Genomic DNA, 16,678 nt, shown 5'->3' on the forward strand with positions numbered 1-16,678 from the left:
TGTCGGTGCGTGATCGTTTCCCCAGCGCAACCATGGTGGCAGGCCGCCACCATCTATCAAATCTACCCGCGCTCCTTCGCCGACAGCGACGGGGATGGGATTGGTGACCTGAACGGCATTGCCGACCGGATCGACTATTTGGTCCAGCTGGGCATCGATGCGATCTGGATTTCGCCGATCTACCCCTCACCGATGGCCGATTTCGGCTATGACGTGGCGGACTATACCGGCATCGATCCGCGTTTCGGGACGCTCGCCGACTTCGATGCGCTGCTGGCAAAGGCGCATGCGGCGGGTATCCGTGTGCTGCTCGATTTCGTGCCGAACCACAGTTCGGACCAGCATCCGTGGTTCGTCAAGAGCCGGTTATCGCGCGATAATTCCAAGCGCGACTGGTATATCTGGCGCGATCCGGCGCCGGATGGCGGGCCGCCGAACAACTGGATCAGCGATTTCGGCGGGCCGGCCTGGACCCTCGATCCCGCCACCGGCCAATATTATTCGCGCGCCTTCCTGCCCGAACAGCCCGACCTGAACTGGCGCAATCCAGACGTACAGGCGGCGATGCTGGCGGCGATGCGTTTCTGGTTCGAGCGCGGCGTCGACGGATTTCGCATCGACGTGCAGTGGCACATGGTCAAGCACGCCGACTTTCCCGACAATCCGCCCAACCCGAATTTCCGCGAAGGGATGGGCGACATGCACCGCGTGTTGCAGCTCAACTCGACCGATCAGCCCGAAGTCCACGCCATCGGCACGGCGATGCGGCGACAGGCCGACGAATTCGGCGCAGTGCTGGTCGGCGAAATCTATCTGCCGATCCCCAGGTTGATGACCTATTACGGCACGGCCGAAGCACCCGGCGTCCACCTGCCGTTCAATTTCCAGCTGATCGAGGCGAAGTGGGACGCCGCCGAACTCGCCGGGCGGATCGTGGAGTATGAGGCGGCGCTGCCCGAGGATGGCTGGCCCAACTGGGTGCTGGGCAACCACGACCGCCCGCGGATCGCAACCCGTGTCGGCATCGCCCAGGCGCGGGTGGCGGCGATGTTGCTGCTGACGCTGCGCGGTACGCCGACGCTGTATCAGGGTGACGAACTGGGCCTGAACGATGCGCAGGTACCGCCGGACAAGGTGCAGGACCCGCGCGAGCTGCGCGAACCCGGCCTGGGGCTGGGGCGCGATCCGGTTCGCACGCCGCTGCCGTGGGATGCGAGCGGCGGGTTCACCACCGGCGATCCGTGGCTGCCGATCGACCCGACGCACTTGCCGCTGAATGTCGAGGCACAGGCGAGCGATCCGGCGTCGATGCTCCGTTTCTATCGTCGTCTGCTAGCGCTCCGCCGCGCAACGCCGGCATTGGCGACCGGGCCGATCGACGACGTGCGGGCGCACGGCGATGTCCTGACCTATCGCCGCGGTGTTTACCGCATCGTCCTGAACCTCGGTGACCAACCCGTCGCCAACCCTGTCGGGGCGGCAGAGGTCGTGCTGTCGACCCATGCCGATCCCGGCGATCCCCACCATCTGCGCCCCGCCGAGGGGCTGATCCTGAAAGTATCCTGATGCGTATCGCGATGATTGCCCCGATCGCGTGGCGCACGCCGCCGCGCCACTATGGCCCGTGGGAGCTGGTCACCAGCCTGCTGACCGAGGCGCTGGTCGCGCGCGGTGTCGAAGTGACGCTGTTCGCGACGCAGGACAGCATCACCGCCGCGACGCTCGCCGGGGTGGTGCCCGCGCCGTACAGCGAAGACCCGTCGATCGATGCGAAGGTGTGGGAGTTCGCGCATCTGGCGCATGTGTTCGAGCGCGCGGGGGAGTTCGACCTGATCCATAATCAGGCGGACTTTCCGGCGCATGCCTTTTCGGGGCTGGTCGATACGCCGATGGTGACGACGATCCACGGCTTTTCGTCCGACCGCATCCTGCCGATGTATGCGCCCTATCAGGACCGGGTGCATTATGTCGCGATCAGTGATGCCGACCGGCATCCGTCACTGCACTACGCCGCGACGATACATCACGGGATTCCGCTGGATGATTTTCCATTCGATGCGGCGGGCAGCGACGACCTGCTGTTCTTTGGCCGGATGCATCCCGACAAGGGCGCGGCGGAGGCGATCGCCGCTGCACACGCCAGCGGCCGCCGCCTGCATATGGCCGGCATCGTGCAGGACGACCGCTATTGGCGCGAGGACGTCGAGCCGCATCTCGATGGCGAGCGCGTCGTCTATCACGGCGCGGTCGGGGGAACGGCGCGCACCGACCTGCTGGGCGGGGCGCGGGCGCTGCTCCACCTGATCGGATTCGACGAGCCGTTCGGCCTGTCGGTGGTCGAGGCGATGGCGTGCGGCACGCCGGTCATCGCCTATAACCGGGGATCGATGCCCGAACTGATCGAACACGGCGTCAACGGCTTCCTGGTCGATACGCTGGACGAAGCCGTCGCCGCGATCGACCGCGTGGGAGAGATCGATCGTGCGGACTGTCGCCGGATCGTTGCCGAACGCTTTTCGGTGGAGGCGATGGCCGAGCGCTACCACGCCCTCTACACCTCGATCCTGTTGGCATGAAAGCGCGCTAACTACCTGATTGTGCAAGCAACGGAGGCCCGACATGCCGCGCGGTGACAAGAGCAGCTATACCGACAAGCAGAAGCGCAAGGCCGATCACATCGCCGAAAGCTATGAAGCGCGCGGTGTGCCGGAGAAAGAGGCGGAGGCTAGAGCGTGGGCGACCGTCAACAAGGATTCGGGCGGCGGCAACAAGTCCGGATCGGGGCGCGGCAAGCCCGACACTCATGCCTCGGCCCGTCGTGGTAGCAAGGCGGCGTCAGAGCGTCCCGCCGCCGATCGCTCGGCCGCCGCGCGCAAGGGCTGGGAGACGCGGCGACACAACGCCGCGTCCTGATTACCCCGCGTCGCACGCCTCGCCGAGCGCGGCATAGATCGCGTCCAGGTCGGCTTCGTCGATGCAATAGGGCGGCATGACGTACAGCGTCGTGCCCAACGGCCGCAGCAGCAGCCCGGCATCGCGAAACCGCGCCATCAGCAGGGGTGCACGGTCGGACAGGTAACCTTCGTCGCCGTCCAGCTCGAACGCGGCGATCGTGCCCAGCCGCCGCGCATCCGACACGCGCGGATGCTGCGCTAATGCCGCCAGCCGAACCGCTTGTCGCTCGCTGAGCGACGCGATCCGTTCCGCGACCGGCTCGTCCCGCCAGATCGCCAGGTTGGCATTGGCGGCGGCGCAGGCAATCGGGTTGGCGGTGTAGCTCGACGAATGAAAGAACATCATTGCCCGGTCGGGCCCGTAATGCGCCTGATAGATCGCTTCGCTCGCCATGGTTACCGCCAGCGGGATCGCCCCGCCGGTCAGCCCTTTCGACAGGCACAGGATATCCGGCACGACCCCGGCCTGTTCGCACGCGGTCAGCGTACCGGTGCGGCCCCATGCGGTCATCACCTCGTCGGCGATGAACAGCACGCCGTGCGCGCGGCAGATGCGCTGCATTTCCGCCAGCACGGCGGGCGGGTACATCCGCATGCCCCCGGCGCCCAGCACCAGCGGTTCGACGATGAACGCCGCCGCGCCGTCGCGACACGCCGCCTCCAGTGCGTCATAGGTCGCCTGCTCGCGGCCGGGGTCGGGGAAGGGGATCGATCCCACGTCGAACAGCAGCGGGGCATAGGCCTGGTTGAACACGCCGCGCGCGCCGATCGACATCGCGCCGATCGTGTCGCCATGATAGCCATGCTCCAGCACGAGGATGCGGTGCCGCGCCTCGCCCCGGTTGCGCCAATAGCCGAGCGCCATCTTCAGCGCGACCTCGACGCTGGTCGACCCGGAGTCCGAAAAGAACACGCGGGTCAGCCCGTCGGGCAGCATCGCGCACAGCCCCGCCGCCAGCGTCTCGGCCGGCTCGTGGGTGTGGCCGGCAAAGATGATCTGGTCGAGCGTGCCCGCCTGTTCGGCGATGGCGGCGGTGATGCGCGGGTGGTTGTGGCCGTGCGTCGTCACCCACCAGGACGAGATCGCATCGATGATCCGCCGCCCGTCGTCGCTCCACAGCGCCGCGCCGTCGCCGCGCACGATCCGCGGGATCGGTTCGCGCAGGCCGTGCTGGGTAAAGGGATGCCACACCGCGCTCATCGGAAATCCTCCACGGCGAACCCGGCGGCAAAGGCGCGGGCGAGGGCATCGGGCGTCAGGTCCGGTACGAACGGCAACCGCCCCAGCCGCCGGGTTTCGCCCAGCCGCACGATCGTTTCCTCGCTGTCGGGCACGGCGTCGCCGATGAAGGCGATGCCCCGGATCGGCACGCCGCGCGCGCGCAGTGCCTCGATCGACAACAGGCTGTGGTTGATCGTGCCGAGCGCCGTACGGGCCACCAGCACAACCGGCCGCTGCCAGCGCGCGAACAGGTCGGCGAAGGTCGTGGTACCGACGATCGGCACCAGCACGCCGCCGGCCCCCTCCACCACCAGTGGACCCGCCACCCGTGGCAGCGTGAGGCGGTCGAGATCGATCGTCACCCCGTCGATCGCGGCGGCGCGGTGCGGGGAGCAGGGGGTGGCGAGGGAATAGGCTTCGGGCAGGATGCGGTCGGGCGCGATGCCCGCCAGCCTTGCCACCCGCTGCCGGTCGGTTCCGTCATCGGTCCCGGCCTGTACCGGTTTCCAGTAGGATGCCCCCAGCGCAGCAGTCAGTGCGGCGGCGAACACGGTCTTGCCGACATCGGTATCGGTGCCGGTGACGACGATCACGGTCATGCCAGTTCCTCTAGGGCATCGCCCAGCGCGGCGATATCGGCCGCATCGATGTTGAGCGTCAGCGAGATGCGCAGCCGCGCGGTGCCGGCGGGCACGGTCGGCGGGCGGATACCGCGAATGTCGAAGCCGCGTGCCTGCAGCGCTTCGGCCAGCGCCATCGCCCGGCCATCCTCGCCGACGATCAGCGGCATGATCTGCGACCCGCTGACCATCGCGCCGAGCGGCCCCAGCCGTGCCTCCGCCAGCGTCATTCGATCGGCCAGATGGCTCCGCCGTTCGGGTTCGTCGCGCAGGATCTGCAAGGCCGCCCGCACTGCCGCCGCCATGACGGGGGAGGGAGCGGTCGAAAAGATGAAGCCGCGTGCCCGGTTGACCAGAAAGTCGGTGACGACCGCCGGGCCGCAAACCAACGCCCCTTCGCTGCCCAGCGCCTTGCCACAGGTGCGCAGCGTGACGACGTTCGGCTGCCCCTCCAGCGCGGCGGCAAGGCCGCGGCCATCGGGACCGAACACGCCGGTCGCATGGGCTTCGTCGATCAGCAGCATCGCATCGTGCCGCGCCGCGACCTCGGCCAGTTCGGCCAGCGGTGCGCGGTCGCCGTCCATGCTGTACAGGCTCTCGACCGCGATCCACGGGCTGCCGGTGCCGCCGTGTCGCCGCCAGTCGCGGATCGCGTCCTCGATCGCGTCCGGGTCGTTATGGCCCGCCGCCACCGATAGCGCCCGTGCCATCCGCATTCCGTCATGCGCGCTGGCATGGATCAGCGTGTCGTGGACGATCAGGTCGCCACGCTGCGGCAACGTCGCCAGCAGCGCGGCATTGGCGGAAAAGCCGCTGCCGAACCACAGCGCGCTTTCGCTGCCGAAGAACGCGGCGGCCTCCGCCTCCAGCGTCTCGTGTTCCGCGTGGTTGCCGCGCAGCAGCCGCGACCCGCCCGACCCCACCGGAACCCCGCGCGCCACCGCATCCTCGACCGCGCGGCGCAACGCCGCCGATCCGGCCAGCCCCAGATAATCGTTCGATGCGAAATCGCGGCCTGCGATCGGGATCAGCCGCCGCCGCCGGTCGATGCCCGACAGCCGCCGCAGGTCCTCCGCGATCGGCCGCAATGCCGGGGGCAGGGGGGCAGGCACTCGTTGATCGTCGGTCATCGCTCCCCTTTGTCGGCGGCAGGTCGGGGCGATGCCCATATCGTCCGGCCCGTAATGGCGCAAATCCCGGCGCTGTGCGTTACGCCGCCGATGGCGCGTGTCGCCGGGAACGATTAGAAAGAGTTCATGGCAGATCCCGCATCCGAATCCATCGCGTCCCCTCCGCCGGTCGACCGCGTGGGGGCGTCGGGTACCGCCGCCACGCCGCCGGCCGATCCGGTCGATGCGGTCATCGACGCCCCGAGCGAGGAATTGCGCCGCGACCGGTTGCTGGCCGCACTGACGCTGATCGCCGGGGTCGGGCTGGTACTGGCGATGCCGTTCGCATTGCAGGCGGGTGCGCGCTTCTTCCTGCCGCTGACCGCCGCGATCGTGATCGCCATCGCGCTGGTCCCGCTGCTCGAATGGCAGGAGCGCAACCGCGTTCCCGCGCCGCTCGCCGCCTTTTTCTGCGTGATGCTGTTCCTGATCGTCGCCAACGGCGCGCTGGCATCGATCGTCGTGCCGGCATGGGGCTGGGCGCAGATCCTGCCCGACCGGATCGACCGGGTGCAGCATAATGTCGCGCCGCTGATCGATTTCTACGCCAGCCTCGAAAAGTTCGTGAACGGCCTGATCGCCAATGTCGCGACCGCGCCCGCCAAGCAGACCGCCAGCAGCGTCGCGCCGCCGCAGTCGCTGCTCGATCTGGTGACCACCTCCGCGCCGTCGGCGTTGCTCGAGATGTTCTTCGCGATCCTCGTGATCTATTTTTTCCTTGCCGGCTGGACCAATTTGCGGCGCGCGGCGATCACCGGGCGGAGCAGCTTTGGCGGGGCAATGGCGACCGCACGGGTGATCCAGAACGTCGTCGACGACACCTCCGCCTATCTCGGCACCATCACGCTCATCAACCTGATGCTGGGCGTCATCGTCGCAGGTGCCCTGTGGTATATCGGGATGCCGACACCGTTGATGTGGGGCGGGATCGTCGCGCTGCTGAACTATGTCCCCTATCTCGGGCCGATCTTTGCCGCGCTGCTGCTCGCGCTCGGCGGGCTGATGACCTTTACCGATATCTGGTGGGCACTGCTGCCCGCCGCGATCATGATCGGCGCGCATCTGGTGGAGGCGAACGTCATCACGCCGCTGGTCGTCGGGCACCGCCTGACCATCAATCCGCTGATGATCCTGATCACGCTCAGCTTCTGGGGCTGGGTCTGGGGCACGCCCGGTGCGCTGCTGGCCGTCCCGCTGCTCATCATCATCCAGACGGTGCTGAAGGGTGCGGGCAAGCCCGACATCGCCGGCTTCCTGTTCGAACACGGCACGCTGGTACAGGACGTGCCGCCAGCGCAACGAAATGCAGGAAATGCTAACAGCGGCGTTGACAGCCCCGGCGCGGCTCCGTAAAGGCCGCCTCCTCGCTAGAGAGCGGGTGTAGCTCAGTTGGTTAGAGCGCCGGCCTGTCACGCCGGAGGTCGCGGGTTCGAGCCCCGTCACTCGCGCCATGGCGCATCAGTCGATGCCGCCACAGCGCCCTTCCAGAACGACAGCATATCCTGCCGCACGAACTTCGGTCGTTCGCGGTTGCGTTGCTGCGTGCGCGACGTTCCGCCACATCCTGCCGTTCGGCCCATGCTAGGCAGGGCGGAATCAGCGGTCGCGAAGGCAGGATTATGAAACTCGCATCCTATTGGCTGGAAACCAGCCCGCGTTTTTCTGGGGCAGGCGACGCGCCGTTCCCGACGCGCGCATCGGTCGTCGTGATCGGCGGTGGCCTGACCGGCCTAGCCGCTGCGCGCAAGCTGGCGATGCAGGGTGTCGATGTCGTCGTGCTGGAAGGCGGGCGGATCGGCGGCGAGGCATCGGGCCGTAACGGCGGACAGTGCAACAACGGCCTAGCCGGCGACCTGCGCGCGCTGTCCGAACGGATCGGGCATGACGCGGCGGTGGGGCTCTACCGCGTGTTCGACGAAGGGGTCGACCGGGTCGAGGCGATCGTCGCCGAAGAAGGCATCGATTGCGACTTCGTGCGCAACGGCAAGCTGAAGCTGGCCGACAAGCCCGAGCATGCCGCCAAGCTGGCACCGCTCGCCGACTATCTCGCCAGGACGGTCGAACCCGATATCGCCCATGTGACCGGCGACGCGTTGGCGGCAGAAATCGAGTCGCCCGACGCCTATGGTGGGCTGATCTTTCCGCGCAGCGCCTCGCTCCATGTCGGGCGTTTCGTCGTCGGGCTGGCCGAAGCGGCGGCGCGGCACGGGGCGCGGATCGTCGAGGGCGCGCGGGTGACCGCGATCACGCCGGGCAAGGGCGGGGGGAAGCGGGTGACGACCCCGCTCGGCACGATTGAGGCGGAGCATGTGCTGCTCGCGACCGGCGCGTCGATGGCCGGTCCCTTCGCGTGGCTGCGGCGGCGGATCGTGCCGATCGGCAGCTTCATCGTCGCTACCGAACCGATGGACCCCGATCTGGTGCGGCGGGTCATGCCGGGGCGCCGCAACGTCACGACCATGCGCAACATCGGCAATTATTTCCGCCTGACCGCCGATAATCGCCTGATCTTTGGCGGCCGCGCCCGCTTTGCGCTGTCGTCGCCCAGCAGCGATGCGAAGAGCGGCGCAGTGCTGGTCGAGGCGCTCGCCCGGTTGCTACCCGCGGCGAAGGACGTGCCCGTCGCCTATACCTGGGGCGGGATCGTCGACATGACCGCCGACCGGCTGCCGCGCGCCGGGGTGCGCGACGGCATCCATTACGCGACCGGCTATAGCGGGCATGGCACGCAAATGTCGGTGGCGATGGGCGAGCGTATGGCGCGCGCGCTGCTGGGGGAGGCGGATACGAATCCGCTGGCCGACCTGCCATGGCCTGCGATCCCCGGCCATTACGGCAAGCCATGGTTCCTGCCGCTGGTCGGGGCCTACTACAAGTGGAAGGATATGCGCGGCTGAAGCGCGGCATTTTGTGCCGGGCGATACCGTGCTGTATCGCTGCGAAGTGCGTCGGCACGGCAAATTCGGCATGGGTTGAACCGCGCTTCGCCTATTCTGGGATCGTCAGGACAGGGGATCGGCATGGCGCGATGCGGCACAGGATCGGGGGGACAGGCGCGGTGAGCGACGCGACGTTCGACCTGTCGCGGCGCGCGCTGCTGGGCGGGATGGCCGCCGGGCTGCTGCCCGTCGGTCTCGACGCTGCGGTCCCGGCCGCGCCCCGACGCGGCGGATCGATCCGCGTCGCCAGCGTCGCCAGCTCGACTGCCGATACGCTCGACCCGGCCAAGGGCGGCCTGTCGACCGATTATGTCCGGCACTATATGCTCTATAGCGGGTTGACCCAGTTCGACGGAAAGCTGCGCGCGCGGATGGCGCTGGCCGAACGGATCGAGACGCGCGACAATATCGACTGGCATATCCGGCTGCGGCGCGGCGTCACCTTTCACAATGGCAAGACACTCACCGCGCGCGACGTGGTGCATTCGCTGCTGCGGCACAAGGACCCCGCGACCGGATCGAAGGTCGCCACCATCGCCGAACAGATCGAGGGCGCGCGCGCCGCCGGGCCGCTCGACGTGCATGTGCGGCTGACCGGCCCCAATCCGGAATTGCCCGCGATCCTGGCGCAGTCGCATTTTTTGATCGTCGATGTGGATGCGCGCAGCTTCGCCACCGCCAACGGCACCGGCCCCTATACGCTGTCGGCGTTCCAGCCGGGCATCCGCACCATCGTGCAGCGCAACCCGAATTACTGGAAGCCGGGGCGGCCCTATCTCGACCGGATCGAGCTGATCGCGATCCCCGACGAGATTTCGCGGGTCAACGCGCTGCTGTCGGGCGACGTCCATGCGGTGATCGGGGTCAGCCCCGGATCGGTCAAGCGGGTGCGTGCGTCGGGTGGGCATGATGTCGTCGAAACCCCGTCGGGCCTGTACACCGACCTGGTCATGCGGCGCGACAATCCGGTCACCGCCGGGGCCGATTTCGTCCTTGCGATGAAATATCTGTTCGACCGCGAACTCATCAAGCGTGCGCTGTTCCGCGGGTTTGCGACGATCGCCAACGACCAGCCGCTGCCGCCCTTCCACCCGATGTACAATCCGAACGTGCCGCAGCGGCCGTTCGACCCCGAACGCGCGCGCTTCCACCTGCGTCGCGCCGGGCTGATCGGCGCGCGGATGCCGGTCTATGTCTCGCCCGCCGCCAACCAGTCGGTCGACATGGGATCGATCCTGCAGGAACATGCCGCGCAGGTCGGACTGAACCTCGCGATCAACCGCGTGCCGAGCGACGGATACTGGTCGACGCACTGGATGAAGCACCCGCTGACCTTCGGCAACATCAACCCGCGCCCGACCGCCGACCTGACCTTTTCCCAGGCATTTTCCTCCGGCTCGCCCTGGAACGAGGCGGGCTGGAAGAGTGCGCCGTTCGACCGGCTGCTGGCCGAGGCGCGGGCGACGACCGATCCGGCGCGGCGCAAGATGCTGTATGGCGACATGCAATATCTGATCAACCGTCACGGCAGCGTCGTCATCCCCGTGTTCATGAGCGTGCTCGACGGGATCGACCGCCGGTTGAAGGGGATGCAGCCGATCCCGCTCGGCGGCCTGATGGGCTATACCTTCGCCGAATATGTGTGGTGGGACGCATGAGCGCCGCTGCCACCCGGTCGGGCTGGGCCGTGCCACTGCGGCTGATCGCGAAGCGGAGCGGCATGGCGCTGGTCACCTTGCTGCTGGTGTCGGTCGTGATCTTTACGCTGAGCGCCATGCTGCCCGGCGATGCTGCGCAGGAGGCGCTGGGGCAGGGCGCGACCCAGGCGCAGGTCGATGCGCTGCGCAGCGAAATGGGCCTCGATCGACCGGCGCCGGTGCGCTACGCCCAGTGGCTGGGCGGCCTGCTGGTCGGTGATCCGGGCCAGTCGCTGGTGGCGCACCAGCCGGTCGGCGCCATCATCGCCGAACGACTGCCCAACACCCTGACGCTCGCGTGGCTGACCGCGCTGCTGGCGGTGCCGGTCGCCTTTGCCATCGGCATGGCGAGTGCGGTGGCGCGCGGGCGGCGGCTCGATACCGCGCTGAACTTCGTCACGCTGGCGATGGTCGCGCTGCCCGAATTCCTGGTTGCGACCATCGCGGTGCTGGTCTTCGCGGTCGAACTTCGCTGGCTGCCGTCGATCACGTTGGTCCGCGCCGATCAGGGATGGGGCGAATTCCTGCGCAGCTATGCGCTGCCCGTCCTGTCGCTGGCGGTGGTCGTCATCGCGCAGATGGCGCGCATGATCCGCGCCGCGGTGATCGCCGAACTCGACCGGCCCTATGTCGAAATGGCGCGGCTGAAGGGCGTGGGGCCGCTCCGGCTGATCTTCGTCCATGTCCTGCCCAATGCGATCGGGCCGATCGTCAACGCCATGGCGCTCAGCCTGTCCTATTTGCTGGGCGGGGCGATCATCGTCGAAACCATCTTCAACTATCCGGGACTTGCCAGCCTGATGGTCAATGCCGTCACCTCGCGCGACATGCCGCTGTTGCAGGCGTGCGCGATGATCTTCTGCACCACCTATCTGCTGCTGATGCTGGTCGCCGATGTGGTCGCGATCCTCGCCAATCCGCGATTGCGCCACGGATGAGCGGCGGCGGTGGACTGTGGCGCCGGGTGCGCGCGCTGTCGGCGACCGGACGGGTCGGGCTGGCGGTCGTGCTGTTCTGGATCGTGATCGCGCTGGTCGGCCCGTGGATCGCCCCCTATCCCAAGGGCGCGTTCGTCGCGCAGGAGGTCTTTGCCGGGGCCAGCCACGACTTCTGGCTCGGCACCGACTATCTGGGGCGTGACGTGCTCAGCCGGTTGCTGGACGGGGCGCGCTTCACCGTGTTGCTGGCGGCGGCGGCGGCGGCGATCGCCTGCACCATCGGCACCGGCCTGGCGCTGACCGCCGCGGTCGCGCCGCGCTGGGTCGACGAATTGCTGGCGCGTACCATGGACACGCTGATCTCGATCCCGTCGAAGATTCTCGCGCTGGTGCTGGTCGCGGTGTTCGGATCGTCGCTGGTGCTGCTGACGCTGATCGTCGCCTTCACCTACATCCCCGGCAATTTCCGCATTGCCCGTGCACTGGCGGTGAACCTCGCCCGGCTGGATTATGTCGAGGTCGCGCGGGCGCGTGGTGAAGGGCGGTTGCACCTGGCGCTGACCGAGGTCTTTCCGAACATGGTCCGCCCGCTGCTCGCGGATATCGGCCTGCGCTTCGTCTTCATCGTGCTGCTGCTGTCCGGTCTCAGCTTCCTTGGCCTTGGCCTCCAGCCGCCCGATGCCGATCTGGGGTCATTGGTGCGTGAGAATGTGACCGGGCTGGGTGAGGGCGCGCTGGCGATCGTCGTGCCGTCGGTGGCGATCGCCAGCCTGACGGTCAGCGTCAACCTGTTGATCGACGCGGCAACGCGGGGGCGGGGCAAATGAACGACGTCCCGCATGTCGAGGTATCGGGCCTGACCGTCACGGTGCGCCGCGCCGACGGGTCGCTGTTGCGGATCGTCGACGACGTATCGTTCGCGGTGCCACGGGGCGAAGTGCTGGCGCTGATCGGCGAATCGGGGTCGGGCAAGACCACCATCGCGCTGTCGCTGATGGGCTATGCCCGTGGTGGTGCAGTGCTGGGCGGGACGATCCGGGTTGGCGATGCCAGCCTCGATGGCAGCGGGGCGGCGGCGCTGTCGGCACAGCGCGGCCACCGCATCACCTATGTCGCGCAAAGCGCGGCGGCGGCGTTCAATCCGTCGCGTCGGATTATCGATCAGGTGATCGAACCCGCGCTGCTCCACGACACCGCCGACCGTGCGGAGGCGCGTGAGCGGGCGGTCATGCTGTTCCGCGCGCTGGCGCTGCCCACGCCGGAGACGATCGGCGAACGCTATCCGCATGAATTGTCGGGCGGGCAGTTGCAGCGGCTGATGGCGGCGATGGCGCTGATCACCAAGCCCGACCTGGTGATCTTCGACGAACCGACCACCGCGCTCGACGTGACGACACAGGTGGAGGTGTTGCAGGCATTCCGCCGCGTGTTCCGGCAGGAGCGGGCGACCGGCATCTATGTCTCGCACGATCTGGCGGTCGTGGCGCAGATGGCCGACCATATCCTGGTGCTGAACGGCGGGCGGGTGCGCGAACAGAACCGCGCCGCACCACTGCTGGCGGCACCGGCGGACGACTATACGCGGATGCTGATGGCCGCCGCCCATCCGGTGATCGCCGGTGCGCGCACAGTCCTGGCCCCCGATCCGCAGCCGCTGCTGTCGATCGAGGGGGTGTCGGCCGGCTATGGCGCGGCCAATCCGGTGCTGTCCGACGTGTCGATCGCCATCCCGCGGGGCGGGGCGGTGGGGGTGATCGGCGAATCGGGATCGGGCAAGTCGACCGTCGCCCGTGTCGTCGCCGGGCTGCTGTCGCCCAGCGCCGGGCGGATCGTGCTGGGCGGGACGCCGCTTGCCCCCGACCTTGCGCAGCGCAGTCGCGACGAACTGCGCCGCATCCAGATCGTGTTCCAGAACGCCGATACCGCACTCAACCCCGCGCACAGCGTCGGCGATATCCTCGGCCGCGTGATCCGCTTCTATCACGGCGCCAGCGGCGCCGATGCACGCAAGCGGGTGCAGCGGTTGCTGGACCTGACCAAGCTGCCCGCCACCGCGATCGACCGGCGCTGCGACGAATTGTCGGGCGGGCAGAAGCAGCGGGTCAACCTGGCCCGCGCGCTCGCCGCCGATCCCGACGTGATCCTCTGTGACGAAGTGACCTCGGCGCTCGACACGGTGGTGCGCGGCGCGATCCTCGACCTGCTGGCCGAGCTGCGTCGCGAACTGGGCCTCGCCTATCTCTTCATCAGCCACGACATCGCGACGGTACAGGCGCTGTGCGACGATATCGTCGTGCTGTACAAGGGCACGCGGGTGGAGAGCGGCACGTCGGCCAGCTATGCGACGCGGCCCTATCATCCCTATACCGACCTGCTGATCGCTTCCGTGCCCGAAATGCGCGCCGACTGGCTGGCGGACGATGCGCCGCGACAGGCGCCGCCGTTCGCGCAGCTTTCGGAAAGCCCCGCGCTCTGCCGGTTCCTCCCGCGCTGTCCGGTGGCGATCGCCGGCCGGTGCGATCGCGAGCTGCCGCCGCTGCGCACCCTGTCCAACGGCAACCGCATATTGTGCCATCGCGGCGAGGACGAACTGGTCCGCTGACGCCAGCGTAACCGGCGACTACGCCGATGCGGCAATTTGGTTCCCAGGGCCGTCCGACACGGTAAGCAGATCGTGCGCTGATCGTCACTGATTCGACATAAACCAACGATCGCTTCCGCGCACACGGATGCAAATGCCACGGTTCGATTCTCATAATCGATCGTAGCGGAGGCGCACGGAGACACGCGAAAGACGTGTCCGGTAACTGCAGGGGCCAACCGACGCGGCAACTTTGAAGGGGATCTTTCCATGGCGAAGCGTTCGACCCGATACCTGATGCTCGCTGGCGCGGCGTGGCTTGCTGGCGCGGCACCTGCCTATGCCAACGAACCGACCGACACGCCGCCCGTCGCGGTCGCGCCGACCGAAACGCCGACCGAAACGCCGGGCGATGCCGCGACGCAGGACGATACCGGCTCCGAAATCCTGGTAACCGGGACGCTGCAGGCATTCCGTGGCAATACGACGCTGAAGCAGTTGCCGCAGGCGACGCAGGTCCTGTCGGTCGATACGCTGCAACAGCTCAACATCACCCGGCTCGACGCCGCGCTCGACCTGTCGGCCAGCGTCGCGCGGCAGAACGCGTTCGGCGGCCTGTTTGACTCCTTCGCCATCCGGGGTTTCGTCGGGGACCCCAACACCCCCTCGGGCTTCCTCGTCAACGGGTTCAGCGGCGCGCGCGGCTACGGCGGCCCGCGCGACACGTCCAGCGTGCAGGCGATCGAAATCCTGCGCGGCCCCACCTCCGCGCTGTTCGGCCGGGGGGAGCCGGGCGGCACGGTGAATATCGTGACCAAGAAGCCGACGCTGGACCAGGCGGGCGGCTATGTCATGGGCAGCGTCGGGCGGTTCGAGACCTATCGCGGCGAACTCGACTATAACCTGCCGGTCAACAGCATCCTCGCGCTGCGGGTGACCGGTGCCTATGAACAGGGCAACAGCTACCGCGACACGATCGAAACGTCGAAGCACGCGATCACGCCCAGCCTGCTGCTCCAGACCGGCGACCTGACCGCGAACCTGGAATTCGAATATAGCCGGCAGAAGGTGCCGTTCGACCGCGGCGTGGTCGCGCTGGGCGGCAATCCGAAGGCATTGCCGCGCTCGCGCTTCCTGGGCGAACCGGCCGATGGGCCGAACCGGGCCCTGAACCTCGGCCCGCAATTGCAGGTGCAGTACAAGCTGGGCGAGAATTGGCGTGCGCTGCTGGGCGTCGCCTATCGCTATACCGAGCTGACCGGCTACGGCGAGGACCCCGAATTCGGTGCCGGGCGCAATCCGCTGTTCGTCAACGGCGCGATCGCCGGGGCCTTCACCTCGCGGCGGCGCATCTATCGCGATTTTGCCGGCAAGGATTTCATCCCCCGGCTCGAACTGTCGGGCAGCCTGATGACCGGCGGGATCAAGCACAACCTGCTGGTCGGCGCGGACTATGAATGGTTTAAGCTCGATATCGTCACCGATCGCTTCCGCCCCGGCAATCTGACGGCCGCACAGCGCGCGGAATTCGCCTCGGGCAATCCGTCGCGCGCCACACTGATCGCGACCAACGCCATCAGCCTGACCAACCCGATCTATTTCACGGCGCAGGAATTGGCGCAGGTGCGTCCGGTCGCGTTCCAGAGCCGTACCGAAGTCGCCAAGGCGGCGGGCGTCTATCTGCGCGACCGGATCGAGCTGACCGACTGGCTCTCGCTGCAGGGCGGCATCCGGTATGACGATTATCGCCAGACCGTCGACAACCGGCTGAACGGCGTCCAGACGCAGCAGGAGTTCACGAAGTTCAGCCCGTCGGCCGGGGTCAGCGTCAAGGCGACCGAGAACCTGACGCTCTACGGCAGCTATGCGCAGGGCTTTCGCGCGAACACCGGCGTCAACGTCCGCAACGAAGCCTTCCGCCCGGAAGCCACGACGTCGTACGAAGCGGGCATGAAGTTCGACGTGATCGACAATACGTTGTCGGGCACGGTCGCGTTCTTCCGCATGGACAAGACGAACGTGCTGACGGTCGATCCGGTCAATGCCGGCTTCTCGCTCGACGTGGGCAAGGCGAAGAGCAAGGGGTTCGAAATCGACCTGAACGCCCGCATCCCGCGTGGACCGCGCATTACCGTGTCCTATGCCTATGTCGATGCGGAGATTGCCGAGGACGCTTTGGACCCCGATTTCGGGCGCAGCATCCGTGCGGGCGATCTGCTCATCAACATCCCGCGCAACAGCATCTCGGTATTGGCGGCGCAGGACTTCACCTTTGGCGAAAAGGTGCTGACGCTGGGCGGCGACATCAAGTTCGTCGACAAGCGGCTGGGGGAAACCGGCACCACCTATATGCTGCCCGACTATGCGCTGGTCCGGCTGTTCGGATCGGTCGACCTGGCGGCCAACCTGTCGCTGTCGGCAGAGGTCAGTAACCTGTTCAACGAAACCTATTTCCCCAGCTCCTATGCGCAGCTGTGGACCTTCCCCGGCGCACCGCGCAGCTGGTCGGTGCGCGGCACCTTCCGGTTCTGAACCCCCCGCGGGCGGCCCATCGGCCG

Annotated in this window: 13 protein-coding genes and 1 tRNA gene; 11 read left to right on the forward strand and 3 right to left on the reverse strand. The window is 67.6% G+C overall.

Annotation, left to right across the window (positions count from 1 at the left end):
• Window positions 1-9 precede the first annotated feature (9 nt).
• Genes ASE67_RS00550 through ASE67_RS00560 form a run of 3 tightly spaced genes read left to right on the forward strand, consistent with a single transcriptional unit; the run spans window position 10 to window position 2,913 of the window.
• Window positions 10-1,566, forward strand: coding sequence for an alpha-amylase family glycosyl hydrolase (locus tag ASE67_RS00550; RefSeq protein WP_235511734.1), 1,557 nt, complete (start codon window positions 10-12; stop codon window positions 1,564-1,566).
• On the forward strand, window positions 1,566-2,576 hold the full coding sequence (locus ASE67_RS00555) for a glycosyltransferase family 4 protein (RefSeq protein ID WP_055755814.1): 1,011 nt from the start codon (window positions 1,566-1,568) through the stop codon (window positions 2,574-2,576). Before ASE67_RS00550 ends, ASE67_RS00555 begins: the two co-directional genes overlap by 1 nt.
• Window positions 2,577-2,619: 43 nt before the next feature.
• Window positions 2,620-2,913 carry a hypothetical protein gene (locus tag ASE67_RS00560; RefSeq protein ID WP_055755816.1) on the forward strand — a complete coding sequence of 98 codons (294 nt, stop codon included), beginning with the start codon at window positions 2,620-2,622 and terminating at the stop codon, window positions 2,911-2,913.
• Here the strand turns inward: ASE67_RS00560 and ASE67_RS00565 are convergent, their stop codons facing one another.
• Genes ASE67_RS00565 through ASE67_RS00575 form a run of 3 tightly spaced genes read right to left on the reverse strand, consistent with a single transcriptional unit; the run spans window position 2,914 to window position 5,926 of the window.
• Complete coding sequence (locus ASE67_RS00565) at window positions 2,914-4,155, reverse strand: adenosylmethionine--8-amino-7-oxononanoate transaminase (protein WP_055755819.1); 1,242 nt, start codon at window positions 4,153-4,155, stop codon at window positions 2,914-2,916.
• A complete protein-coding gene (bioD, locus tag ASE67_RS00570; protein ID WP_055755821.1) occupies window positions 4,152-4,775 on the reverse strand; it encodes a dethiobiotin synthase in 624 nt (207 codons plus the stop codon). The genes ASE67_RS00565 and bioD overlap by 4 nt, the downstream gene beginning before the upstream one ends.
• Window positions 4,772-5,926: an 8-amino-7-oxononanoate synthase gene (locus tag ASE67_RS00575; protein WP_055755823.1), complete on the reverse strand. Its 1,155-nt coding sequence runs from the start codon at window positions 5,924-5,926 to the stop codon at window positions 4,772-4,774. The genes bioD and ASE67_RS00575 overlap by 4 nt, the downstream gene beginning before the upstream one ends.
• A gap of 126 nt (window positions 5,927-6,052) precedes the next feature.
• On the opposite strand from ASE67_RS00575, the gene ASE67_RS00580 reads away from it, so the two are divergent.
• The 8 genes from ASE67_RS00580 (at window position 6,053) to ASE67_RS00615 (ending at window position 16,652) form a co-directional block, all read left to right on the forward strand.
• Window positions 6,053-7,318 carry an AI-2E family transporter gene (locus tag ASE67_RS00580; RefSeq protein WP_055755825.1) on the forward strand — a complete coding sequence of 422 codons (1,266 nt, stop codon included), beginning with the start codon at window positions 6,053-6,055 and terminating at the stop codon, window positions 7,316-7,318.
• A gap of 21 nt (window positions 7,319-7,339) precedes the next feature.
• A tRNA-Asp gene (locus tag ASE67_RS00585) sits at window positions 7,340-7,416 on the forward strand.
• 168 nt (window positions 7,417-7,584) lie between these two features.
• Window positions 7,585-8,862 carry an NAD(P)/FAD-dependent oxidoreductase gene (locus ASE67_RS00590; protein ID WP_055755827.1) on the forward strand — a complete coding sequence of 426 codons (1,278 nt, stop codon included), beginning with the start codon at window positions 7,585-7,587 and terminating at the stop codon, window positions 8,860-8,862.
• A 161-nt stretch (window positions 8,863-9,023) separates the two neighbouring features.
• Window positions 9,024-10,562 carry an ABC transporter substrate-binding protein gene (locus ASE67_RS00595; protein ID WP_327196650.1) on the forward strand — a complete coding sequence of 513 codons (1,539 nt, stop codon included), beginning with the start codon at window positions 9,024-9,026 and terminating at the stop codon, window positions 10,560-10,562.
• Window positions 10,559-11,539 (forward strand): ABC transporter permease, encoded by a 981-nt coding sequence (locus ASE67_RS00600; RefSeq protein WP_200922138.1) that lies wholly within the window; start codon window positions 10,559-10,561, stop codon window positions 11,537-11,539. Before ASE67_RS00595 ends, ASE67_RS00600 begins: the two co-directional genes overlap by 4 nt.
• The gene (locus tag ASE67_RS00605; RefSeq protein ID WP_055755832.1) at window positions 11,536-12,366 is read left to right on the forward strand and encodes an ABC transporter permease; all 831 of its coding nucleotides are present in this window, start codon (window positions 11,536-11,538) and stop codon (window positions 12,364-12,366) included. The genes ASE67_RS00600 and ASE67_RS00605 overlap by 4 nt, the downstream gene beginning before the upstream one ends.
• A complete protein-coding gene (locus ASE67_RS00610) occupies window positions 12,363-14,141 on the forward strand; it encodes an ABC transporter ATP-binding protein (protein ID WP_055755834.1) in 1,779 nt (592 codons plus the stop codon). Before ASE67_RS00605 ends, ASE67_RS00610 begins: the two co-directional genes overlap by 4 nt.
• 249 nt (window positions 14,142-14,390) lie before the next feature.
• Window positions 14,391-16,652, forward strand: coding sequence for a TonB-dependent siderophore receptor (locus ASE67_RS00615; protein ID WP_055755836.1), 2,262 nt, complete (start codon window positions 14,391-14,393; stop codon window positions 16,650-16,652).
• Window positions 16,653-16,678 lie beyond the last annotated feature (26 nt).

Source organism: Sphingomonas sp. Leaf23, from assembly GCF_001421585.1.
GTDB lineage: Bacteria > Pseudomonadota > Alphaproteobacteria > Sphingomonadales > Sphingomonadaceae > Sphingomonas.

What these genes read in the sequence shown, in the direction of transcription:
- ASE67_RS00555 (WP_055755814.1), top strand. Translation starts at nt 1,566, where the DNA reads ATGCGTATCGCGATGATTGCCCCGATCGCGTGGCGCACGCCGCCGCGC.
- ASE67_RS00560 (WP_055755816.1), top strand. Translation starts at nt 2,620, where the DNA reads ATGCCGCGCGGTGACAAGAGCAGCTATACCGACAAGCAGAAGCGCAAG.
- ASE67_RS00565 (WP_055755819.1), bottom strand. Translation starts at nt 4,155, where the DNA reads ATGAGCGCGGTGTGGCATCCCTTTACCCAGCACGGCCTGCGCGAACCG.
- bioD (WP_055755821.1), bottom strand. Translation starts at nt 4,775, where the DNA reads ATGACCGTGATCGTCGTCACCGGCACCGATACCGATGTCGGCAAGACC.
- ASE67_RS00575 (WP_055755823.1), bottom strand. Translation starts at nt 5,926, where the DNA reads ATGACCGACGATCAACGAGTGCCTGCCCCCCTGCCCCCGGCATTGCGG.
- ASE67_RS00580 (WP_055755825.1), top strand. Translation starts at nt 6,053, where the DNA reads ATGGCAGATCCCGCATCCGAATCCATCGCGTCCCCTCCGCCGGTCGAC.
- ASE67_RS00590 (WP_055755827.1), top strand. Translation starts at nt 7,585, where the DNA reads ATGAAACTCGCATCCTATTGGCTGGAAACCAGCCCGCGTTTTTCTGGG.
- ASE67_RS00600 (WP_200922138.1), top strand. Translation starts at nt 10,559, where the DNA reads ATGAGCGCCGCTGCCACCCGGTCGGGCTGGGCCGTGCCACTGCGGCTG.
- ASE67_RS00605 (WP_055755832.1), top strand. Translation starts at nt 11,536, where the DNA reads ATGAGCGGCGGCGGTGGACTGTGGCGCCGGGTGCGCGCGCTGTCGGCG.
- ASE67_RS00610 (WP_055755834.1), top strand. Translation starts at nt 12,363, where the DNA reads ATGAACGACGTCCCGCATGTCGAGGTATCGGGCCTGACCGTCACGGTG.
- ASE67_RS00615 (WP_055755836.1), top strand. Translation starts at nt 14,391, where the DNA reads ATGGCGAAGCGTTCGACCCGATACCTGATGCTCGCTGGCGCGGCGTGG.